The sequence below is a fragment of the Pseudanabaena sp. Chao 1811 genome (assembly GCF_027942295.1).
GTDB lineage: Bacteria > Cyanobacteriota > Cyanobacteriia > Pseudanabaenales > Pseudanabaenaceae > Pseudanabaena.
In genome coordinates, this window is sequence record NZ_CP101416.1 from 2,852,719 (window position 1) to 2,874,173 (window position 21,455).

Annotated in this window: 20 protein-coding genes; 12 read left to right on the plus strand and 8 right to left on the minus strand. The window is 42.3% G+C overall.

Going from position 1 to position 21,455, the window contains the following annotated elements:
• Positions 1-114: 114 nt before the first annotated feature.
• The 4 genes from NMG48_RS13035 to NMG48_RS13045 form a co-directional block, all read right to left on the minus strand.
• Positions 115-1,329 carry a hypothetical protein gene (locus tag NMG48_RS13035; RefSeq protein WP_271251960.1) on the minus strand — a complete coding sequence of 405 codons (1,215 nt, stop codon included), beginning with the start codon at positions 1,327-1,329 and terminating at the stop codon, positions 115-117.
• Positions 1,330-1,443: 114 nt separating this feature from the next.
• Complete coding sequence (locus NMG48_RS21710) at positions 1,444-1,530, minus strand: hypothetical protein (RefSeq protein ID WP_345961265.1); 87 nt, start codon at positions 1,528-1,530, stop codon at positions 1,444-1,446.
• On the minus strand, positions 1,502-1,744 hold the full coding sequence (locus NMG48_RS13040; protein ID WP_271251961.1) for a DUF2281 domain-containing protein: 243 nt from the start codon (positions 1,742-1,744) through the stop codon (positions 1,502-1,504). The genes NMG48_RS21710 and NMG48_RS13040 overlap by 29 nt, the downstream gene beginning before the upstream one ends.
• 49 nt (positions 1,745-1,793) lie before the next feature.
• The gene (locus NMG48_RS13045) at positions 1,794-2,201 is read right to left on the minus strand and encodes a ChuX/HutX family heme-like substrate-binding protein (RefSeq protein WP_271251962.1); all 408 of its coding nucleotides are present in this window, start codon (positions 2,199-2,201) and stop codon (positions 1,794-1,796) included.
• 206 nt (positions 2,202-2,407) lie between these two features.
• Here NMG48_RS13045 and cysK point away from each other — a divergent pair, with 206 nt between their 5' ends.
• The 6 genes from cysK to crtD all read left to right on the plus strand — a co-directional run bounded on the left by cysK (position 2,408) and on the right by crtD (position 9,162).
• A complete protein-coding gene (gene cysK, locus NMG48_RS13050) occupies positions 2,408-3,361 on the plus strand; it encodes a cysteine synthase A (RefSeq protein ID WP_271251963.1) in 954 nt (317 codons plus the stop codon).
• 105 nt (positions 3,362-3,466) lie between these two features.
• Positions 3,467-4,900: an aromatic ring-hydroxylating dioxygenase subunit alpha gene (locus tag NMG48_RS13055; RefSeq protein WP_271251964.1), complete on the plus strand. Its 1,434-nt coding sequence runs from the start codon at positions 3,467-3,469 to the stop codon at positions 4,898-4,900.
• A gap of 213 nt (positions 4,901-5,113) precedes the next feature.
• Complete coding sequence (locus tag NMG48_RS13060) at positions 5,114-5,668, plus strand: glutathione S-transferase family protein (protein WP_271251965.1); 555 nt, start codon at positions 5,114-5,116, stop codon at positions 5,666-5,668.
• A gap of 79 nt (positions 5,669-5,747) precedes the next feature.
• Complete coding sequence (locus NMG48_RS13065; RefSeq protein ID WP_271251966.1) at positions 5,748-7,070, plus strand: AAA family ATPase; 1,323 nt, start codon at positions 5,748-5,750, stop codon at positions 7,068-7,070.
• Positions 7,067-7,669, plus strand: a complete 603-nt coding sequence (locus NMG48_RS13070) for a hypothetical protein (protein ID WP_271251967.1) — start codon at positions 7,067-7,069, stop codon at positions 7,667-7,669. Before NMG48_RS13065 ends, NMG48_RS13070 begins: the two co-directional genes overlap by 4 nt.
• Positions 7,666-9,162 (plus strand): C-3',4' desaturase CrtD, encoded by a 1,497-nt coding sequence (crtD, locus tag NMG48_RS13075; protein WP_271251968.1) that lies wholly within the window; start codon positions 7,666-7,668, stop codon positions 9,160-9,162. Before NMG48_RS13070 ends, crtD begins: the two co-directional genes overlap by 4 nt.
• Before the next feature lie 65 nt (positions 9,163-9,227).
• On the opposite strand, the gene NMG48_RS13080 is transcribed toward crtD, so the two are convergent.
• Positions 9,228-10,322: an NAD(P)/FAD-dependent oxidoreductase gene (locus NMG48_RS13080; protein ID WP_271251969.1), complete on the minus strand. Its 1,095-nt coding sequence runs from the start codon at positions 10,320-10,322 to the stop codon at positions 9,228-9,230.
• 623 nt (positions 10,323-10,945) lie between these two features.
• Between NMG48_RS13080 and NMG48_RS13085 the strand changes: the two genes are divergently transcribed.
• The 4 genes from NMG48_RS13085 to clpX all read left to right on the plus strand — a co-directional run bounded on the left by NMG48_RS13085 (position 10,946) and on the right by clpX (position 15,300).
• A complete protein-coding gene (locus NMG48_RS13085) occupies positions 10,946-11,338 on the plus strand; it encodes an FHA domain-containing protein (RefSeq protein WP_271251970.1) in 393 nt (130 codons plus the stop codon).
• A gap of 322 nt (positions 11,339-11,660) precedes the next feature.
• Positions 11,661-13,076: a trigger factor gene (gene tig / locus NMG48_RS13090; RefSeq protein WP_271251971.1), complete on the plus strand. Its 1,416-nt coding sequence runs from the start codon at positions 11,661-11,663 to the stop codon at positions 13,074-13,076.
• A gap of 179 nt (positions 13,077-13,255) precedes the next feature.
• Positions 13,256-13,945, plus strand: a complete 690-nt coding sequence (gene clpP, locus NMG48_RS13095) for an ATP-dependent Clp endopeptidase proteolytic subunit ClpP (protein ID WP_271251972.1) — start codon at positions 13,256-13,258, stop codon at positions 13,943-13,945.
• A 17-nt stretch (positions 13,946-13,962) separates the two neighbouring features.
• Positions 13,963-15,300, plus strand: a complete 1,338-nt coding sequence (gene clpX / locus NMG48_RS13100; protein ID WP_126385534.1) for an ATP-dependent protease ATP-binding subunit ClpX — start codon at positions 13,963-13,965, stop codon at positions 15,298-15,300.
• A gap of 163 nt (positions 15,301-15,463) precedes the next feature.
• On the opposite strand, the gene NMG48_RS13105 is transcribed toward clpX, so the two are convergent.
• The 3 genes from NMG48_RS13105 to NMG48_RS13115 form a co-directional block, all read right to left on the minus strand.
• The gene (locus NMG48_RS13105; RefSeq protein ID WP_271251973.1) at positions 15,464-16,330 is read right to left on the minus strand and encodes a DUF350 domain-containing protein; all 867 of its coding nucleotides are present in this window, start codon (positions 16,328-16,330) and stop codon (positions 15,464-15,466) included.
• Between the two features lie 80 nt (positions 16,331-16,410).
• The gene (locus tag NMG48_RS13110; RefSeq protein ID WP_271251974.1) at positions 16,411-17,721 is read right to left on the minus strand and encodes a phycobilisome rod-core linker polypeptide; all 1,311 of its coding nucleotides are present in this window, start codon (positions 17,719-17,721) and stop codon (positions 16,411-16,413) included.
• Between the two features lie 132 nt (positions 17,722-17,853).
• Positions 17,854-18,324, minus strand: a complete 471-nt coding sequence (locus NMG48_RS13115) for a phycocyanin (RefSeq protein WP_126385532.1) — start codon at positions 18,322-18,324, stop codon at positions 17,854-17,856.
• Between the two features lie 307 nt (positions 18,325-18,631).
• On the opposite strand from NMG48_RS13115, the gene NMG48_RS13120 reads away from it, so the two are divergent.
• Positions 18,632-19,636: an ABC transporter ATP-binding protein gene (locus NMG48_RS13120; RefSeq protein ID WP_271251975.1), complete on the plus strand. Its 1,005-nt coding sequence runs from the start codon at positions 18,632-18,634 to the stop codon at positions 19,634-19,636.
• Positions 19,637-19,838: 202 nt separating this feature from the next.
• Positions 19,839-21,440, plus strand: coding sequence for a mechanosensitive ion channel (locus NMG48_RS13125; RefSeq protein ID WP_271251976.1), 1,602 nt, complete (start codon positions 19,839-19,841; stop codon positions 21,438-21,440).
• The last annotated feature ends 15 nt before the right edge of the window (positions 21,441-21,455 follow it).

Here is a 21,455-nt window from a genome sequence, read left to right on the forward strand (position 1 = left end):
AACTCAATCATGTTGTAGAAATAATTATAACAATTGATTCATTTTGTTAACACAGCCGCCCTTTCAATACTCAAAACTCTGGATCGCTACTTTCTTAACAAAGTGGTCAAAAGATTAATAAGTCCAAATTTTTCCTTCTACTAACCATTTTGGAATTTTTATATCTGTAGTCGCTACTAAAGGGTGCTTTGACAGTATTAACCTTAGTATTTGCAGTGCTTTGAAAGCCCGAATTATTAATTCTCGTTGATCTTTAAAATACTTTTGATCGAAAATATTTTCTTTTATTGTGTGAGCTGGTTGCTGACGGCGTTTGCGTATATCACGAAACGTCTTAATACTTTCATCCCAAGCTTGCCAATCTTCCATAAAAAAGAATTCTCTCACCCAATCATCTAAAATCTTCAAGCTCCCTTTACCTTGAACTTCTATCTTTCCATCTTTTCTTTCTATTTCAGTTTCATAAGATACCTCATTTTGAAAGAATGCTTTATTAATATTGTCTGACAATATCTTGTCTAGCAATAGTACAAAATTATTAAATTCTTCTAAGGTAGGACGCACTAAAAAACTAAATTGTGATGGTCTGTCATCTGCATACTCCCCAAAATCTTGATTAAATAGTGGAGGACGTTTCATCAATTTTGCTACTTGATTTATTATGTATAGTTCTTTTAAAAATGCAAGAAAAATTGAAACTCCACCTCCAAAAGATCCACCAATTGTACTGCCGAAGTAATCTGGATGTAATTTATAATCACCTATAACCTCTTTAGCTTTCCATATTTGTTGATGTTCTGGACTAAGACTAACTAAATATCTTAAGTAAACAGATACATATCGGTTCCCATTAGAGTCATACGAAAATCCAAATGATTCTAATAGAATCTGATCACTTTCCGCCATTTCATCTGATTCAAAGTATTCATCTTGCACACAAATATAACCCTTAATATCGCTATTTTTGTACATATAGCGAGGATCATTTCTATAAAACTCTAAAATACTCAGGTCAAAAGATTTGTGTGTTAGCTGAGGTTCGCCCAAAGCTAGGCAAAGTTTGTATGGTTCTCCTTCGTACAATGAGCGATCTAACACGGTCTGGAGATGGTTAAAAAGTGGATAAATACAGGTATGAAAAAGTTCATTTGTAACTAGCTTTGAAATTTGAATATCTTTAGGTTCAAAGCCAAAACGAATAATATGCGAATTGCTGTCGGAACTATTGTAAAGTATCCCTACTTTATCATCTTCAATTAGATTCTTAAGTCCGTCATGTAGATCAATCCATTCAACTTTAAGCTCTTCACACAGATTAACTGCTGCCATACCATTGAAGTCTATTGAATTGAGATAGAAATTAGTGATTTTCCTTAGAACTAAGTTTTTGTCAAAGCTACTCATTTTAATATAAAGGTAATGTAAAAAGTAGGCTGTATATATCTAAATGCATGCAAACTGATCCATATACTCTTTCATTTCTACTAATGGCTCATCAAAATCATCTGACATCACAATCAGCCCTGCCATCGTTCCTGCTTGCCTGTATTTTTTTCTTGTGTATTTCATCACTTGCGATCGCAACACCAGATGATTTTTCAGTTCCCTTATTCAATAAATATTCCGCATAATGCAGAACCTCGACCTTGAGAGCATCTGGCATTTTCGCAAGGATTTTTAGCACCTCATCATCTAAGGAAATATTGGTACTAGGTTCTTGATCTTTAGTAATAGTTTGTTGCATTGATTTTCCCTCTGGTGCGATCGCAGATAGAAATATTGACAATTATGACCTACATACTCTCAACAGGCTCAGGCTTCCAAGTTTCGCCGTACTTGTCTTTGAGCGCAGACCATGCTTCGACTTGACCTTCGGCATATTCCCCCGGTTTACCCCATTGCAGGAAAGCACTCATTTGGGGCTTGTCATCGGCATCGAGGAAGCGGATCGCGTAGGTGGTGAAATTGCCGCGTTTGGCTTCGGCGGTTTCAAAGCGGACATCGGTGATTTTGTCCATATTGAGGTGAAACTCGATATGCTCGGAGTGCATATTCGCATACTTGCCCTTAGGAAGTTCCGCGTAAAAAAGTTTCTCGATATTTACCCTTGCTTCTAGCACACCCGCATCACTGGTGACGATCAGACGCACTAAGCCGAGAGTGTGACATTCTTCTAAAAAATCTTTTAAAGTAGCAGCCATAGTTAGTTAATTAATAAGTTTGTGATGATGTTGTGAAATTTTTTTGCGATCGCAATATCCCTATTAAACCCGAAAAGAGTTAGTGTGTGTAGCTTTTGGGGCATAAAAGTAGCGATTGCCCGATTTGGCTAAAAGCTCTAAGCCCTCAAAAATGCTCTAAAGTTTACTACAGGCTCATTTACCCGCAATCATTCAAGCTTTTATCTATGAAAATCGCCAATAACATTACTGAATTAGTCGGACGTACCCCCTTAGTTGAATTGCAACGCATCCCCAAGGCTGAAGGCTGTGTGGGAAGAATTATCGTCAAACTGGAAAGCATGAATCCTGCTGCTTCCGTTAAGGATCGTATCGGCGTAAACATGATTCAAGAAGCGGAGGAACAGGGCTTAATCTCTCCAAATAAGACCATCCTCGTCGAGCCAACTTCAGGCAATACAGGCATCGCTCTAGCGATGGTGGCGGCAGCAAAGGGATATCGCTTAATTCTGACCATGCCAGAAACCATGAGTTTAGAACGTCGAGCAATGTTACGTGCCTATGGAGCTGAACTCGAATTGACCCCCGGTAGTGAAGGTATGGGTGGTGCAATCCGTCGAGCTAAGGAAATCTCAGAAACTACGCCCGATGCCTATATGTTGCAACAGTTCCGTAATCCTTCCAATCCTTCCATTCATCGCAAAACTACTGCCGAAGAGATTTGGGAAGATACCGATGGACAGATTGATTTCTTGATTTCGGGAGTTGGTACTGGCGGCACAATCACAGGGGTTGCTGAAGTAATTAAATCCCGCAGACCATCATTTAAGGCGATCGCAGTCGAGCCAGCGAATAGCCCTGTATTGTCGGGTGGTCGCCCTGGTCCTCACAAAATTCAAGGTATCGGTGCGGGATTTGTGCCTGAAGTTTTGAAAACAGAATTGATTGATGAGATTATTCCTGTTGATGACACTCAGGCGATCGCCTTTGGACGCAGATTAGCCCGTGAGGAAGGATTGCTTTCAGGGATTTCTAGTGGAGCTGCCCTCTATGCGGCGATTCAAATTGCTAAGCGTCCTGAGAATGCAGGCAAAATTATCGTGATGATTCAGCCTAGCTTTGGCGAACGCTACTTAAGTACGCCCCTCTTCCAAGATCCTGAACTCTTGGCACTTAGCTAAAATACTTCGCAAGATAGGGGGCTTAAGCCCCTTTTCTGTCCTAAATCATAGCGAGTACAAGCTAAACTATACATAACTTTACAATTTGATGGTTTAGCTGTACCTATGACTGCAAATACCTTGCTGCGAGATGAACTTACCCCTGTAAACGCTAAAGCTAATAATTCACAGTCACAAACTTTGCCTGCGGGTGGACAAGATCCCGATCGCTTTGATTGGCAAGAGGTATGGTATCCCGTCTTTTACATTGAAGATTTAGATAAAACAAAACCTGCCAAGTTTACCCTGCTAGAGCGTGATCTTGTCATTTGGTGGGACAGTCATAGTAACGCATGGAAAGCCTTTGACGATCGCTGTCCCCATCGCCTCGTGCCTCTATCGGAAGGTAGAATTGCTGAAGATGGCTTATTGGAATGTCCCTATCATGGTTGGGCTTTTAAGGGGGATGGCAGTTGCGATCGCATTCCTCAGCAACCTGAAGGGGGAACTGCTCACACCTCAAAACGTGCCTGTGTGAAATCATTGCCTACTGCCGAGCGTCAGGGTCTGTTATTTATTTACGCTGGCAAACCCGAAAATGCTCAGCAAGTTAAGATTCCCATCGTCGATCCTATTGATGACGAACCTGAGAAATGGACTATTTTTGGAACCTTTCGCGATCTTCCCTACGATGCGATTACCCTTTTAGAAAATGTCCTTGATGCGAGTCATCTACCCTTTACTCATCATAGGTCTGTGGGCAATCGCGCCAATGCCGCACCGATGGTTTTAGAAGTTCTCGAAACCCATAAAAATGGCTTTAACGGCACATGGGAAGAGGGACCCCGACGGGGCAAATTAGGAACACAAGATACAACTTTTATCGCGCCTTCCTTGATGTGGCACGACCTCACTTCTAAGCAATTTGGGAGAACGATGACAGTGGTATATGCCACACCCACCCGCAAGGGTGAATGTCGGATGTTTGCGCGATTTCCCTTTCAATTCAATTCAGCAATTCCTCGATTCTTTATTGGTATCACGCCTCGTTGGTATTCGCATATCGGGCAGAATGGAATTCTCGAAGATGATCAGATTTTTCTGCATCATCAAGAGCGCTATTTAGCAACAGCACTGGCTCAACCAGAAAATGATGGAAACTATGCCAAGGCTTTCTATTTAGCAACTCCTGCCGACACCTATGTTTCCGAATTGCGAAAATGGGTAACTCGCTACAAAGCCGATCCCTTTGCTGACCAAAGGCTAGCTGCACCTTTAGCCAAAGAAGTTCTCTTAGATCGTTACCATTCCCATACTTCTAAATGCGCGAGTTGTAGTAAAGCTTTAAAAACTGTGCGATCGCTAAAAACAGCAAGTCTAATCATTGCGGCGATCGCATGGACAGGTACGCCATTGATTAGCTATTTCCTAACCGCCAATTTACTTGCAATTTTGTTTGGTTCTATTACTGCGATAATTGCGATCGCTGTTTGGTTCATCTGCAATAACCTAGAGCGCAAGTTTATCTATGGACAGGAAACTCCCCTACGCAATCTATAAGTAGCTGGGCGCAATTAAATATAAAACCAAAAAAACTGTAGCGCACAGCGTGCGCTACAGTTTTTGGATCTATCCTAGCTAGTTAGGGATTGTTTAGAGTGTTTTCAAATGAATATGCACTCATCTGAAAACCGCTATACTATCGGGTGAATTTAAGGTGTCTATAGCATCGATAGTATTAATCTGACCAGTTAAAATCACTAAATAACAACTATGACCAAGCTTTATGGTGGCGCGAGAAGTCGTGCTTCAATTGTGAAATGGTATTTAGAAGAACTGCAAGTTCCCTACGAATTTCAACTTCTCGATATGCAGGCAGGTGAACACTTACAACCTAACTTTTTAGCCATTAATCCCTTCGGAAAGGTTCCTGCAATTACTGAAGGTGATTTTCAATTGTGGGAATCTGGCGCGATTTTGCTATACCTTGCCGATAAATATGAGCAGGTGAAAACCCTCGAAGAAAGAGCGATCGCTTCTCAATGGGTATTGTTTGCCAATGCGACCCTTGGTCCAGGTATATTTGGTGCAGACACTCGCGAAAAAGAATCACCACGATTACTCGGTGGTTTAAACAAGATTCTTGAAAATCAAAGTTATATCACTGGTGAAAACTTCACTGTGTCGGATGTAGCGGTGGGGACAATCCTCGGCTATGCGATTTTGATGCTCCAAATCTCATACGCTGACTATCCTGCTGTAGATGCCTACGTTAAACGGATTAGCGATCGCCCTGCTTACAAAAAAGCAATTTTAGGTATTACATAAATTGTACATATGATTTATTGCTGCTGGAATTGATGTTGCTATAACTTCAATTTCAGTAGCAATAAAACTAGGTGTTTAAATGCTAAAAAGTCTGCGCTTAGAAAATTTTAAAAGTTTTAAAAATGCTGAGCTTTCGCTTGGAGATTTGACGGTTCTAGTGGGAACTAATGCTTCAGGAAAGAGCAATATTCGTGATGCATTTCGTTTTTTGCACGGCATTTCGCGAGGCTATAGTATTGCCGAAATTATTGGCGAGAAATATGGTGAAGGTGGTGTGCTGCAATGGCGTGGCATACGGGGCGGGACGAAAGAAATAACTTATTGTGGGGCAGATTCTTTTGCGATCGCTATTTCCTTTTCTGTCCAAGATGGTGATACAAAATATGACATGGATTACCTTATTCGGATGAGGTTAGATGCTTCTAGTCCAGTACCATATATTAGGGAAGAATCTTTATATTGTGGGCAAAAAGAGTATCCAATCTTTGAATCAAAGTTTGACTTTAACTCTCCTCTTTATCCCAATTCTAGTAAGGTTCGTTTTTATGACTATATGGGAAGTTATACACAATATGTAGATCCTGTAAAGTTTGAGAATTATGATCATTTAGCTAACTATATTCCAATACTTTCTCAAGTCGTATTAGGAGCTAAGCCATATGGACAAGGTGATAGAGAAAATTTTACAAACTCAACTGCGAGAAAATTTTGTGAGATCGCTCTAACTGCAATTAGTGAAATGAGATTTCTGGATCTCAGCTCTGATGTAATGAGATTGCCGACTTATTCAGGACAAAATGTTTTAGGCGATCGCGGCGAAAATTTATCATCGGTGATGCTAGATATTTGTCGTGATGCAAATCGTAAGGCGATTTTATTGGATTGGTTGCAAGCCTTAACGCCAATGGATGCAAAGGATTTTGACTTTCCAGAGGATTTTACGGGCAAAGTTTTGCTGAGAATCGAAGAGGCTAGTGGACAGAAAACAACCGCTTACAGTGCATCGGATGGAACATTAAGATTTTTAGGATTGCTAGCGGCGCTTTTGGGTAATCAGCGATCGCGCTTTTACTTTTTTGAAGAACCTGAAAACGGCATTCATCCCAATCGCTTGAGCTTGTTATTGCAACTAATGGAGCAAGAAGTCGCTAATGGCTCAATGCAAATAGTGATCACTACCCATTCACCACTTTTGTTAAATTTCCTCAGCCCTGCCAGTCTTGAATATGCCTCTTTGATGTATCGCATAGGCGATCGCGCCGAGTCACGAATTACTAAGATCATGGACATTCCCAATGCTAGGGAACTTGTCGCTAATGATGGATTATCGAGCTTACTAGATTCAGGTTGGCTAGAAGATGCGATGTATTTCCTCGAAGATGAAGAGGTGCAGAACTCATGAATGTTCTGATTATTCTGGAAGATTTTGTTAATGATGAGAGTATGGTGCTACCGATTGTCAGAGCGATGATGACAGCGATCGGTAAACCAAAAGCAAGAGTTACAGTCTGCAAAAATCCCCGTCTGCGAGGTCATGCTGAAGCTCTGAGATGGGAAAAGATTCAAGAAATTTTAGAAAGATATGGAGGTATGACTGATTTGTTTTTAGTATGTGTCGATCGTGATGGCAATGAAGATCGACGAGCAAAATTAGATGGACTTGAAAAGAAAGCACAGGAATTTTTAGCGGAAAAGTACCAAAGTCCAAAGCAATTCCTTGGAGAAAACGCTTGGCAAGAATTAGAAGTATGGGTTTTAGCAGGATGTGAAGATCTTCCTAAAATCTGGAAATGGTCAGAAATTCGTGCTGAAAGAAAATCTAAAACAAGTTATTTCATGCGTTTTGCAGAACAGCGATCGCTATTAGAAGCACGTTGTCAAGGTAGAGGAATCCTCGCCGAAGAAGCAGCTAAAAATTACGATCGCATTCGGCAACTCTGTCCAGAAGATATTCAAGAACTAGAGAAAAATATTCGACAATGGTGTGAGTTGAGTAAATGAAAGTACAACAGAAAATTATTGTGATCGGGGCGGGAATTGGCGGTTTAACGGCGGCGGCTTTGCTGGCAAAGCGTGGCTATGAAGTCATTGTTTATGATTTGGCTCTTGTTGCTGGTGGCTGTGCATCGACCTTTAAGCGGCGCGGCTTTACCTTTGATGTTGGTGCGACACAGGTGGCGGGATTGGAATCTGGCGGGATTCACGATCGCATTTTTAAAGAACTCGAAATAGAACTTCCTGAAGCTACCGATTGTGATCCAGCCTGTGCCGTGTTTTTGCCAAATGAGCATGAACCGATTAATGTCTGGCGCGATCGCCATAAGTGGAAACTAGAAAGACAAAAGCAATTTCCCAATAGCGAACCATTTTGGGATTTCTTAGAAGATTTATTTTGGCGGAGTTGGCGCTTTCAGTCTCGCGATCCGATTTTGCCGCCACGCAATTTTTGGGATGCTTGGCAATTAGTTAAAGCTTTGCGGATTGACACTCTAGCTACCGTTCCCTACACCTTTTCGACGGTGGGTGATGCCCTGCATGGTTTTGGATTAGCAAATGATCAAAGACTCCGCACCTTTCTCGATTTGCAATTGAAGCTCTATTCACAGGTGAATGCCGAAGAGACAGCTTTGCTCTATGCGGCAACAGCTCTTGCAGTTTCGCAAACTCCATTAGGACTATCTCATCTCAAAGGAAGTATGCAGGTACTAAGCGATCGCCTAATTGAGAGTATTGAAAGGGATGGAGGTAAAGTATTAATGCAGCATCGGGTTAGCGAAATTAAGGAAACAGGAAACAGGAAACAGGTAAAAGTAGAAAGTCTCAGAACGGGGGAAACTTGGTGGGATGAGGCAGATCATCTGGTGGCGAATGTGACGGTGAATAATTTTGTGCAGCTTTTGGGTGAACAAGCTCCTAAGGGTTATGCTAAGCGGGTTAACAATCTTAAACCTGCTTCTGTTGCTTTTGTCGTTTATTTGGGAGTAGATCGCGCGGCAATTCCCGAAAACTGTCCGCCGCACTTGCAATTTTTGGAAGCCTATGAACACTCTATAGCGTATAAACCGCATTCTCTATTTGTTTCCGTGAGCAAAGAAGGTGATGGTCGCGCTCCAGATGGAAAAGCAACGATTATTGCGTCAGAATTTACCGATGCTGAAGTTTGGTACGGTGGTGAGGATTATCAGGAACTCAAAAAGAAATTTACAGAACGGGCGATCGCGCAGTTAAGGGTCTACTTTCATCTTAATGAGGAAACAATCATTCACGTAGAAGCCGCTACACCTCAGACCTTTGAGCGTTATACGGGACGCGATCGCGGCATCGTTGGTGGTGTAGGAATGCGTGTCTCTACCTTTGGTCCCTTTGGATTTGCTACCCGCACTCCTCTCAAAAATATCTGGCTAGTCGGCGACTCCACTCACCCCGGTGAAGGAACCGCAGGGGTAAGTTATTCCGCACTAACAGTGGTAAGACAATTAGATCAATCATCCTAACTCTCGAAAGTGTGACTACACGGTTTTTATGGTGTGGCTCCGCCGCACCATAAAAAATCAGTTCTTTATTGAAATGGCTTTAGGGCAAAAGGTCGCCAAGGTAAATCGCTTTCGCCAGTTAAAAGTAAATCTTTGGTAATTTGAGCAGTAACAGGAGCCATCATTACGCCATTGCGGTAATGACCTGTAGCAATCAGCATATGGGGATGATTGGGGACAAACCCAAGAATGGGCGCTTGGTTTGCCTGTGGTCTAGGGCGATCGCCTGCCCATGTTTCTAAGACTTCAGCATTCGCAAATGTGGGACACCATGCGATCGCCTGTTCTAATAGAAATGGTACGTTCGCCTCACGGGGTAATTGACTTGGCTCAAACTCTAGAGTTGCCCCAAGCCAATATTGATCATCCCCAAGCGGCACAATATTAATATCAGTACCATCTTCATTTTCCGCATGAACAATGTTTTTGAGATTGAGATTAGGGACTTTTAGCCGTAAAGCTTGACCGCCAATGGGTAGCAATAGATCTTGAGTTTGATTTTTTAAGAATGGCGCAATCAAAGGATTGGAACCCATACCTGACGTGATCACGATACGATCGCTAGAAATATCTTCTAAGTTTTTAACTGAGGTATTCCACAGAAATTTCACCCCATTTTGAGTAGCGGCAGCGACTAATGCGTTGACAAACCTAGTGGGATGTACTGCCCGATCACTGGGACTGAATAACCCACCCTCAGCTTGCCATTGTGAAAATTGTTCGGTAAGTTCTTGATGCTCCAGCCATTGCAACTCAAAGCCTTGTTTTCTGCGGATTTCGATCAGCGATCGCGATGTGGTTTCCGCATTGGGCGATCGATATAAATTTAAAATGCCGTTGCGATTGTAGCGAAGATCCTGCTTGGTTTGGGCAGTTAACTCCATAATGAGGCGATCGTACTTACTTAAGCTGGCTAAGCGCAACTTGACTAAAGTCCCCCTCGCCTTAGCACTACAAACTGCCATTAACACCCCTAACGAAGCCCCAGTCGCACCCATTGCAGGTTGAGTATTTGCCTCAATAACAGTCACATCTAGTGTATTTGCACTCACATCTTTACTTAATTCATAGGCAAGTAATGCCCCAATCACCCCGCAACCAACAATAGTAATAGTTGTCATTAATCTCTTCAAACTAAGTGCATATTCATAAATTTTAGACATTTACTAACGTCAGTTTGGGTTAAGCTTGCAAGTCTTACAAGCCCAGAAGCAGAAGCATTGCTTAGCAATGCTTCTGCTTCTGGGCTTTGAGAGAGGGTTTGCGTAGCAAAAAACTCTCCCAAAACTTGTTACAAACTATTCTGAACTCGCGTTAGTTAACGTCAGTTCGACGAAGGCGGAAAATGGTAAAAATCGCTAAGCGATTTTTACCATTTTCCGCCATTTGCGCGATGCGAAGCACCGCGCAAATGGCGTTATCGAACTCACGTTTAGTTAACTGATGTTACAGCTTGTTAAAACTTGAAGTAGTAGAGAGACATGCTTGAAAGCGTTGCTTTGAAAAGCTTTCAAGCATGTCTCTTGTTTTTAATTTAGCGTAAAATACTGTAACTACAGTTGTATTCGGTAAAGATACGCTACAAAATAACCAAGCAAAATAATTCTGAACAAAAGAGTATTGTTGGTTATAACAATTCGAGAAGGTCAGTGCTAGACTTTTGAAATAAATTGAAAAAGTGCAAGTCCTGTCGTATTTGCCATAAAAATTTTATTTTTTCTGTAAAAATTCTGCATGAAAGCCTGTGATTACGCTTAACTTGCTTCATCCTATCGAAGCTACTCCTATCCAAACATGGAAATTTGAAGCTGAGCCTGTGATTCGGATTGGGCGCTCTGGCGATAATGACGTTATCTTATATAGCTCAGTTGTTTCTCGCTACCATGTCGAACTACATCGTCAGGCTCTATATTGGGAAATCGTGAATATTGGGGCAAATGGGACATATGTTAACGATCAGCAAATAGAAAAAGAACGGGTACAAAATGGGATTACGATTCGCCTTGCGGCAACTGGACCGAAGTTACAAATTTTACTAGATGGACAAGCATCTCCTACTTCCTCGCAACAAGTGTCTATCACTCAGCCTATATCTGCCAAGCCAGTCGATAACCGTCCTACTCGTCACCTCAAGTAAATATTGAGACGAGGCAATTTGCCTCGCATCTCAATATTTGGGGTTTTCCTAACAATTTATACAATTTATGGGCAGCATATTCGGTGCGGTACATGTCCATATTTGAGGCAAGTTGAGCCGCTTTAGGATTGGATATGTTTTTTATATAAATATGATCGGCATATGATCGGCGATATCGTAATATTATAGACTTGGCATAATTTGACACTTGCTGACAGTTTTGCTAAAAAGTTGGCAGAAGTTGGCAAAGGTTGGCAAAAAATGTTTTTTGATTTCTAGATATATTCAATCTAGGCATACTTAATCTAGGCATATTTAAATAATGAAGGTCACTCTAGAGAAGCTTCCCGCTAGTCAAATTGGTTTTGACATTCAAGTAGAAGGGGCAAAGTCTCAAGCAATATACGATCGCATTGTCAAAGACTTGACACGCACGATCCAAGTCCCCGGTTTTCGCAAAGGTAAAGCCCCACAACAGCTTGTACTAAGACAAATTGGTAGTCAGCGACTCAAAGCAAATGTTCTCGAAGAGTTGCTAGAAAAAACCTTAAACGAAGCTCTTGCCGAAAACAAAGAAGTTAAAGATAAAGCTTTAGGCGGCTTCCAACTGATTACAGATATTGAAACCCTTGTCCAAACCTTCACCCCCGGACAAGAAGTATCTTTTAAAGCAGCGATCGATGTTGAGCCAGAGGTTACTCTTGCTAAGTATCAAGGCTTTAGCGTTAAAGCTGAGGAAATCAAACCCGATCTTACGGAAGTCGATCGCACCTTGCGCGAATTTCAAGTGCGTAAATCTACATTAGTACCCGTCGAAGATCGCGCCATCGAACTAAATGATGTCGCAACGGTTGATCTCAAAGTGCTTGATCGCGAGACTGGCGAAGAATTGCCCGATGCTGGTGAAGATGATTTTCAGTTAGATGTTGATGAAAAAGCATTTATTCCTGAAGTCGTCAAAGCGCTCATCGGTGCAAAAATCGACGATGTCGTAGAAGTTGAGTCCGTTTTCCCCCAAGACTATTACCCCGAAGAATATGTTGGTAAGGAAATTAAGTACGTAATTACGGTCAAATCACTCAAGGGTCGTGAATTACCAGCCCTTGATGACGAATTTGCCAAATCCATCAGCGATAAGGAAACGATCGCCGAATTGCGTGAGCTTTTAGAAAAGCGCGTCATTGATGAGGCTGAGTCCAAGACTAAGGCAAATAAAGAAACCGCAGTCCTTGATGCCCTCACTGCCGAACTCGACGTGGACTTGCCTGCAACATTGGTACAGCAAGAACTGGATTTCTTGGTAAGACAACAGGCCAGCTATCTCCAAGAGCGTATTGATCCTGCGATGGCAAAGCAACTCTTTACCAAAGAGTTGGTCGAAGAAATGCGTCGCCTCAATCAGCCTGAAGCCGTGAAACGCCTTAGACGCAAGGTTGCCCTTGATGAAATCGTCAAACAAGAAAAAATTGTTGCCGATGAAGCAACCCTCAATGAAAGAGTTGCTGGTGCGCTAGAAGCCCTCAAGGGTCAAAATATTGATCCTGATCGCTTAGCAACCGTTATTCGTGAAGAAATCTTGACCGAAAATGCCCTCGCATGGTTGATCGAGCATTCTGAGATCGAGCTAGTTGAGCAAGGCTCCTTGAATCCCCCAGCCGATGAAACCCTCGAAAGCATTGAACCAGAGATTGATGCTGATGGAGTAATCACGGTTGACGCAACCTCTGAAGAAGCTTAATTAACTGCTTAAATAAAATAAAGAGGGGGTGCAGCGCACCCCCTCTTTACTAAAAAATTCAGATTGCGTAAAAGATTACAATAGGAATGACACCATCATCAACACGATTTTTGAGTCATAATAGCTCTCAAATAGGTATGGTAAAACTCAAGCATTGCCTGAGATAATGCGTCAAAATTATGGTGAATTCAAAACGAATGTTCCCTTTATCTAGTCAATTAACATCGAGTCAATTCGCGATCGCTTCGACCCAAAATCAGGTTGTACCAATGGTGGTTGAGCAATCAGGTAAAGGCGAGAGAGCGTTTGACATCTTCTCGCGCCTATTGCGAGAGCGGATTATTTTCTTGGGTTCGCAAGTTGATGACACCAGCGCCAATTTAATCATGTCCCAGCTTTTATTTCTAGAAGCTGAAGATCCCGAAAAGGACATTTATCTGTACATCAACTCCCCCGGTGGCTCAGTCTATGCAGGGATGGCGATCCTCGACACGATGAACCATGTCCGTCCTGATGTCTGTACCATTTGCATGGGGCTAGCTGCTAGCATGGGAGCATTCCTGCTTGCGGCTGGTGCTAAGGGCAAGCGGATGTCTCTACCAAATGCGCGGATCATGATTCACCAACCCCTCGGTGGCGCTCAAGGTCAAGCAGTGGATATCGAAATTCAAGCAAGAGAAATTTTGTATATTAAGCGATCACTGAACGAGATGTTAGCCGAAAATACAGGTAAGCCCCTTGAACAGATCGAGCAAGATACCGAGCGCGATTTCTTTATGTCCCCTGCCGAAGCTCAGCAATATGGTTTAATCGATCGCGTTTTAACCAATGCCAATAGCCCTCAGCCATCTGTCCTCTCCCTAGTCTAGCCACAGCGAGATAGCTTATGCCCAGTAAATATGACTCTCATCTAAAATGTTCCTTCTGTGGTAAATCGCAGGAGCAGGTACGCAAGCTAATTGCAGGACCAGGGGTATACATTTGTGATGAGTGTGTGGATTTGTGTAACGAAATCCTCGATGAGGAGCTGTTTAATAGCGCTCCCCCCCAAGCTGCTCAGCGTAAAGATCCTGCCAATGAAAAGCGTAAAACCAAAACTGCGGCAAATCTCAATCTCAACCAAATTCCCAAACCTCGCGATATCAAACGCTATCTCGATGAAAATGTAGTGGGGCAAGACGAAGCCAAAAAGGTTTTGTCTGTGGCTGTGTATAACCACTACAAGCGCCTTAGCTTTATCGAGTCAGCTAGTAAGGGGCAGTCTGAGGATGGGGTTGAACTTCAGAAGTCAAACATTTTGCTGATAGGTCCTACGGGTTGTGGTAAGACGCTTTTGGCGCAGACCTTAGCCGAAATGCTAGATGTGCCTTTTGCGGTTGCTGATGCCACTACACTCACCGAGGCAGGCTATGTCGGCGAAGATGTGGAGAATATTTTACTGCGGCTATTGCAAGTTGCGGATCTCGATGTCGAAGAGGCGCAGCGGGGCATTATTTACATTGATGAAATCGATAAAATTGCCCGTAAGAGCGAAAATACTTCGATCACCCGTGATGTGTCAGGCGAAGGCGTACAACAAGCTTTACTAAAAATGCTAGAAGGGACGATCGCTAACGTACCGCCCCAAGGTGGACGTAAGCACCCTTACCAAGACTGCATCCAAATTGACACCAAAAATATTTTATTTATTTGCGGTGGAGCCTTCGGGGGCATGGAAAAGCTGATCGAGCAGCGCATCGGTAAAAAGTCGATGGGGTTTGTGCAGCAGGGTGAATCAATTCCCCGTGAAAAGCGTACTGCCGAGATTCTGAAAAACTTGCAGCCCGACGATCTAGTCAAGTTTGGGATGATTCCCGAATTTATCGGTCGTGTGCCTGTAACGGCTGTGCTTGATCCTCTTGATGAAAAGGCACTCATGGCAATCTTGACTGAGCCTCGTAGTGCATTGATCAAGCAATATCAGAAACTCTTAAAAATGGATAATGTCCAGCTTGAGTTTCAGCCCGATGCTGTACAGGCGATCGCTAAAGAAGCCTATCGTCGGAAAACGGGGGCAAGAGCATTACGCGGTATCGTCGAGCAGTTGATGCTAGACATGATGTACGAGTTACCCTCGCGTAAGGATGTGACCAAATGTCTGATTACTCGCGACATGGTCGAAAATTTATCAACTGCCGAGATATTGCAACATCCTGCGTCAATGCCTAAACCTGAATCTGCATAGTAAAAAGACTCGCTTTGCGAGTCTTTTTTAACGTCAGTTTGGGTTAATCTGGCAAATTTTAAAATTCCAAAAGTAAAAGCCTTGCTTAGCAAGGCTTTTACTTTTGGAATTTGAGAGAGGGTTTGTGTAGCAAACCCTCTCTCAAATTTCGTTTCAAATTTTATTAAATGCTCCAAGAAATTAATAGTGAACCTGCAATATAGGCAAATGCCTCAATTAATCCTGCTCCGAGATTAGGTACTTCCTGTCGCACGATTTCATCAGAAATTTTCACCCCCGGTACAAGAATCAGATCCGCAAGCCAGCGAATGGCTACAAGCATCAATATTCCAAAGGGAATCGCCAAAATATATAAGATAAAACTAATTCCCCAATTCTCAAACTCAGGCAAAAAGGCAAAATGTACCACGTTGCCGATCGCTACTAGCAAACCAGCAAAAGCAACTCCCGCCGCAGGATTGTTATGTTCTTGAATTGATTTAAATACGTCATATCCCGCGATCGCTGAATAGCAAAAGCTTGCAAGTACCAGTGTCGTTAAACCGATGACATAACTTACTAAACCCACTAGCCATGTTCCTGAATCTCCGCCCATTGTGGAACTAATGATAATGCCATTAGCAATATGACAACCTGACTCAAGAGCTGCTGCCCCAAAATTACGCTCTTCGAGGATTTCTCTAGCACTGTCACAGCGTTGCAAAATTAAGCGATCGCAAACAATTGCGCCAACCCACATCAAGGCAATTACTAATAGTCCATAGACAACTAGATTGACTAAGATATTTTGCCAACCTAAAACTGACTTGGTAAGAGCGCTTTTAAGGGCGATCGCAATACCTAAATAGTAGCCAACTAGGGCTAGTGCTACTGCCGAGTTATCACGGATAAATAGCTCAATATTGAGTTCGATCTTGCGCCGAAATAGCTTTTGATAGACAAACTGTCCAATCCAAAACAGAATAAAGCCAATGGCAATTTCGGCAACGATCAAAGGCGATCGCCCTATTTCCTGTAAGACTCGTTCCATGGGGCAGTTAACTCAATGTTGAGAATCCAAATATATACCAAAAAATGAAGTGCTGTGCAAAGCACAGCACTTCATTTTTGTTACTTAGCTAAATTACGCAGAAGCGATCGCTGCTTCTCGTTCATGCTTTGGAGGACTTGTCGAGCATCACTGTTTTGTAACATCTGCAAAAGTTCTTCGATCTCTTCATTTAGCGATCGCGAAACAGGTTCTTGTGTTTTAGTTGGTTCGGGGAAATGCTGCTTGGTATTTGCATCAGGCATCACACAGGTTCCTGTTTCACAGTTCATACCTAGCTCTTGCCAATAGAGACTAGGAACGGCTTTCCCCCTTTGTCCTGCATGTTCATGCTGCACCAAATCGCTTTGCAAATAGTTGCGAGGTGAGTCATGGAATTTGACATCACGAGCATAGGGAATAGTGTGACAGCCAAAGGCTTGACGATATTCTTCAGAATCAAAGATTTTATGGAAGAAGGCAGAAACACCTTGTTTGGTGAGTACATCTGTATAGATACTAATCTCTTCTTTATTATGGAGAGTTCTACCAAGGAGATGCTTAAAGCTAAACTCCATAAACTTCAAGTTAGAACTATCGCGATAGAAACTATCTAAATATAGATTTGACATCACCAGTTCGCCGAGGAAGTGGCGTACATCCAACTTGCCAGATAGAAAATCTTCTTCTAAATGAGCAATTTCGTGACGTTCAGAGGCATAGGGTTGCCGCTCTAGCAATTGAGTATAGATTTGTGCAAGTGCCTGTTGGCGATCGGCGGCGGAATGGACGGAATGACTCATTGCATCGGGATTGTGCTGCATTTCTTCAGGCATCACACAGGAACCCGTTTCACAATCTAGCCCTAACTTTTGCCAATAGATCATCGGCACAATCTTGCCCCGTTGTCCAACATGTTCATGGGTCAAGAGATTTGTTTGTAGATAGTTGCGAGGAGAGTCATAGAACTTGACATCACGAGCATAGGGAATTGTGAAACTGCCAAAAGCTTTACGATATTCCTCCGATCCGAGAAGCTCATGGAAAAATGCCGCTACCCCCTCCATCATCAGTAAATTCATGTACTTCGCAATCTCTTCATTGTCCCTTAGCGCCCGTCCAAGGATATGCTTAAAGCTCCATTCGACAAACTTGAGATTTGAGCAATCATGATAAAAACTGTTGAGATAGACCGATGACAGGACGAGTTCGCCGATGAAATGACGTACCCCCAACTTCCCTTTAAGAAAATCCTTCTCAAACTTCGCAAGTGCCTTGCGTTCAGACTCATAGGGCTGGCGCTCTAGAACTTGTGTATAGATTTGCTGGAGAGCTGTTTGGCGCTCTGCCTCTGTGGAATTACGGTCAACGGTAACGACGGGATGAGTATCCATAACAACTTCTCCAAAAAACCTCTAAAAAACCTTTGAAATGCTTGTCAATCTAGTCATTAATTAACTGATTATTAATTAACTGAAGTCTCGGAGGTCGATCATGCGTGAGTATTGATAGCTAGCCTCAGCTAACTAAGCATTCATTAATGCAGCAATAGCTAGATCTGAATAGGGCTTTACCAATACAGAACATTCAGGAGGTAACATCTCATCAACAACCGTTTGCATTAACCGATAGCAAGTAGAACATTCCTTCGAGACTTGATAGGAGTTAATGATGTTTGCCAACCAATCCATCAAGGTTTCTCGAAAGAAAAGCTCGTCATCACGCAAGATGGATAAAGATGCATAGCGAATCATGTTAGACATGTCATATTTGCAACGGGCTAATTGCTTATGAACTAACTCAGGATACTGCTGTGCCAAGAGTTTGAGAGTTCGTATTGTGATCTCTTCAGCGCGATCGCGCAATAGACTATAGGTCTTGACACGCAAGGAAAAAGTATTGGCAAAACGCTCTAAATTAAATAGATCGCTATCAGTAAGATAAACATGCTCAACATCGCTAGTCTTTGCATCCAAGGTGCGATTCATTGTTAACATAATCTTTGAACCCCTCAATTCAACTTCAGTAATGACTGTTTGATTTAATCTAACTATTCTGAAAATAACTGTTTCGTTAGCTCCCCCGCTATTTAAAAGAATAAAATTGTATTTGCTTACTTATTCAAGAATGAAATTAAAGTTAACTTAACAATATATTTCGACATATATGGCTTTACTAAATAATTTCTAGATTTTTGAGTTTGTAGCAAAGTGATCCTTCTTGTTAATGAAAGATTTTATTGCGATTTGGATAGCGTCACGGTTAAAATAGTTGGTTAACAGAACGTAATAATTAGATACCTCCATGCAGTCGGCAGTAAGAATTGAAAATCTCAAGAAAACTTATGGCACAACTATTGCCGTAGATGGAATTTCTCTAAATGTTACGCAAGGGCAAATTTATGGACTGCTTGGTCCTAATGGGGCAGGCAAAACCACAACGATGCGCTGTCTATGTACTTTGACTACACCTGATTCAGGGGTGATCGAAGTGGCGGGGGCAACAGAGTCTAGGGCAATCCGCGATCGCGTAGGTTATGTAGCCCAAGAAGTTGCTCTAGACAAAGTTTTGACAGGACGTGAGCTTTTACAGTTTCAAGCCGCTTTGTATCATATTCCACCCAAACAAATTAGCGATCGCATTGATCAGGTATTGGACTTACTACAACTCGAACCCTATGCCGACAAGCTGTCAGGGACATACTCAGGTGGTCTCAAAAAACGTTTAGATCTAGCGGCAGGACTGCTGCATCAACCATCGGTATTGATTCTTGATGAGCCAACGGTGGGACTAGATATTCAAAGTCGCCTCGCGATTTGGGATTTTTTACGCAAACTTAGAGCTTCTGGGGTCACAATCTTAATCTCTAGTCATTACCTCGAAGAAATTGATGCCCTTGCCAATCGTGTCGCGATTATTGACAAGGGAAAAATTATTGCAGAAGGCACAACTTCGGAACTTAAAACTAAGGTTGGTGGCGATCGCATTACCGTAAGAATTCGTGAATTTGCCGAACGCCATGAGGCTGAACATGCCCAAAAAATCTTGCAGCAATTACCAATTGTGCAAAGCATTACGATTAATGAGGCGCAAGGTAATGCTGTTAATTTATTTGTGACTCCCGACGCTAATGCTATAGGCGAGATTCAAAGTATGTTATCAGCCGTTGATATCGAAGTATTCAGTTTGGCTCAGTCACGACCTAGTCTTGATGATGTATTTTTAGCTGCAACGGGGCAGACAATTCTTGATGCTGAGATTGCTCAGGCAGAATTAACAAATGCAACAAAAGGTAAAAAGAAACGCTAATTTATCAAAACTTTAAAATCTCCTTCTATCAAAAGGTTTTTGAGGATTTAGCGATCCTTTAAACGTTTAAAAGTCATTAATAATTATTTTTTTCTTTATATTTAGGAAAAACCTTAATTATTAGTGACTTTTTTTTCAAGATATCTCCACTTAAGATACGGAAGAGGATACTCCTTAATTGTTCAGCTTTGAGGTGTGATTTATGCACGATGTTTCCTCTTTCCTGTTAGCCCAAACCTCAACAGCGAAAGGATTTGCAATTGAAGATTTACTCAACCCCGATGGATTTGTCGTCAAATTAATTTTGGCTGTTCTAATTCTTGTTCTCGGTTGGGTAATTGCTATAGTTTTCTCCTCTATAACGGAAAAACTTCTGAGACGTACCGATGTTGATAACAAGCTAACATCTTGGTTATCAGGCTCCCGTAGTAATACTTTTCCTATCGAAAAATGGGCAGGTACTACAGTTTTCTGGATTATTTTACTTTTTACCTTAGTCGCATTTTTCCAATTTCTCAAATTAGATGCAGTTGCTACGCCACTAAATAGTTTATTAGGGCAAATTACATCATTTTTACCAAAATTGGGCGGCGCAGCCATCCTGCTCGGAATTGCATGGGTATTGGCAACCTTTAGCAAATTGCTCGTTGGGAGCTTTTTGCGATCGGCACAAATCGATGACAAGGTAAATGCACAGGTAAGTGATGCTGATACGGAATCAAAATCTGAGACAATCCCCCTCAGTGAGACCCTATCTTCGGCTTTATATTGGTTTGTCTTGCTGCTGTTTTTGCCTTTAGTCTTAGATGCTCTAGGTTTAGTACAGGCACTCCAGCCCTTGCAAAATCTAGTCAATCAAATTCTAAGTGCTCTACCGAAAATCCTCAAGGCAGTGATTATCGGTGGGATCGGCTGGTTGATTGCTCAAGTAGTTAAGCGAATTGTGACAAATCTCCTAGCTACTAGTGGAGCCGATCAATTCCTACGACGCTGGGCTAATAATCAAACTGAATACACGCTTTCTCAGGTGGTTGGGAATTTTATCTATGTATTGATTCTTATTCCCACAGCGATATCCACGTTAGAAGCTTTAGAAGTTGGTGCAATCTCCCGTCCAGCGACGGCAATGCTCGATCAAGTATTGCGCTTCCTACCTCAGATTTTTGTGGCAATTGTGATTCTCGCTGTTGCCTATTTTATTGGGCAGTTTGCGAGAGATATTGTTTCGGGAATTCTGACAGGATTAGGATTTAACAACATCTTGCAATGGCTGGGATTTCCTGCGATCGCGGCAATTCCTCCTAGCGACTCCTCAGCAAATTCAGATCCTGAGAATAAATCGATTACGACACTACCCCAACAAACGCCTTCGCAAGTTGTTGGTATCATTGTGTTCATTGCGATTATTCTCGTAGCGATCGCGGCAGCAACCGATGTCTTACAAATTAATGCCCTTACCCGCATTGTGTTTGGGGTCTTGCAAGTTGCAGGTCAAGTACTCAGTGGCGTGGTTATTTTTGCGATCGGGCTATATCTTGCCAATCTTGCTTTTAATTTGATTACTAGCACAGGTGGAAGACAAGCTAGAATTCTCGGTCATGCGGCAAGGATTTCCATTGTTGTTCTGATCACTGCAATGGCTCTTAAGCAGATTGGTGTTGCTAGCAATATCGTTGATCTTGCCTTTGGCTTACTGACTGGAGCAATTGCCGTGGCGATCGCTGTTGCTTTTGGTCTTGGAGGCAAAGAGATTGCTACTCAACAATTGCGTGAATGGCTAGAGTCATTTAAACGTAACTACTAAATCAAAAAAGATTCG

Excerpts from the sequence above, each read along its gene's own strand:
- NMG48_RS13060 (WP_271251965.1), top strand. The coding sequence starts at position 5,114 with ATGACCAAGCTTTATGGTGGCGCGAGAAGTCGTGCTTCAATTGTGAAA.
- NMG48_RS13125 (WP_271251976.1), top strand. The coding sequence starts at position 19,839 with ATGCACGATGTTTCCTCTTTCCTGTTAGCCCAAACCTCAACAGCGAAA.
- NMG48_RS13055 (WP_271251964.1), top strand. The coding sequence starts at position 3,467 with ATGACTGCAAATACCTTGCTGCGAGATGAACTTACCCCTGTAAACGCT.
- crtD (WP_271251968.1), top strand. The coding sequence starts at position 7,666 with ATGAAAGTACAACAGAAAATTATTGTGATCGGGGCGGGAATTGGCGGT.
- NMG48_RS13120 (WP_271251975.1), top strand. The coding sequence starts at position 18,632 with ATGCAGTCGGCAGTAAGAATTGAAAATCTCAAGAAAACTTATGGCACA.
- NMG48_RS13080 (WP_271251969.1), bottom strand. The coding sequence starts at position 10,322 with ATGACAACTATTACTATTGTTGGTTGCGGGGTGATTGGGGCATTACTT.
- tig (WP_271251971.1), top strand. The coding sequence starts at position 11,661 with ATGAAGGTCACTCTAGAGAAGCTTCCCGCTAGTCAAATTGGTTTTGAC.
- NMG48_RS13065 (WP_271251966.1), top strand. The coding sequence starts at position 5,748 with ATGCTAAAAAGTCTGCGCTTAGAAAATTTTAAAAGTTTTAAAAATGCT.
- NMG48_RS21710 (WP_345961265.1), bottom strand. The coding sequence starts at position 1,530 with ATGGCAGGGCTGATTGTGATGTCAGATGATTTTGATGAGCCATTAGTA.
- NMG48_RS13035 (WP_271251960.1), bottom strand. The coding sequence starts at position 1,329 with ATGGCAGCAGTTAATCTGTGTGAAGAGCTTAAAGTTGAATGGATTGAT.
- NMG48_RS13040 (WP_271251961.1), bottom strand. The coding sequence starts at position 1,744 with ATGCAACAAACTATTACTAAAGATCAAGAACCTAGTACCAATATTTCC.
- clpP (WP_271251972.1), top strand. The coding sequence starts at position 13,256 with ATGGTGAATTCAAAACGAATGTTCCCTTTATCTAGTCAATTAACATCG.
- cysK (WP_271251963.1), top strand. The coding sequence starts at position 2,408 with ATGAAAATCGCCAATAACATTACTGAATTAGTCGGACGTACCCCCTTA.
- NMG48_RS13115 (WP_126385532.1), bottom strand. The coding sequence starts at position 18,324 with ATGTTAACAATGAATCGCACCTTGGATGCAAAGACTAGCGATGTTGAG.
- clpX (WP_126385534.1), top strand. The coding sequence starts at position 13,963 with ATGCCCAGTAAATATGACTCTCATCTAAAATGTTCCTTCTGTGGTAAA.
- NMG48_RS13070 (WP_271251967.1), top strand. The coding sequence starts at position 7,067 with ATGAATGTTCTGATTATTCTGGAAGATTTTGTTAATGATGAGAGTATG.
- NMG48_RS13105 (WP_271251973.1), bottom strand. The coding sequence starts at position 16,330 with ATGGAACGAGTCTTACAGGAAATAGGGCGATCGCCTTTGATCGTTGCC.
- NMG48_RS13045 (WP_271251962.1), bottom strand. The coding sequence starts at position 2,201 with ATGGCTGCTACTTTAAAAGATTTTTTAGAAGAATGTCACACTCTCGGC.
- NMG48_RS13110 (WP_271251974.1), bottom strand. The coding sequence starts at position 17,721 with ATGGATACTCATCCCGTCGTTACCGTTGACCGTAATTCCACAGAGGCA.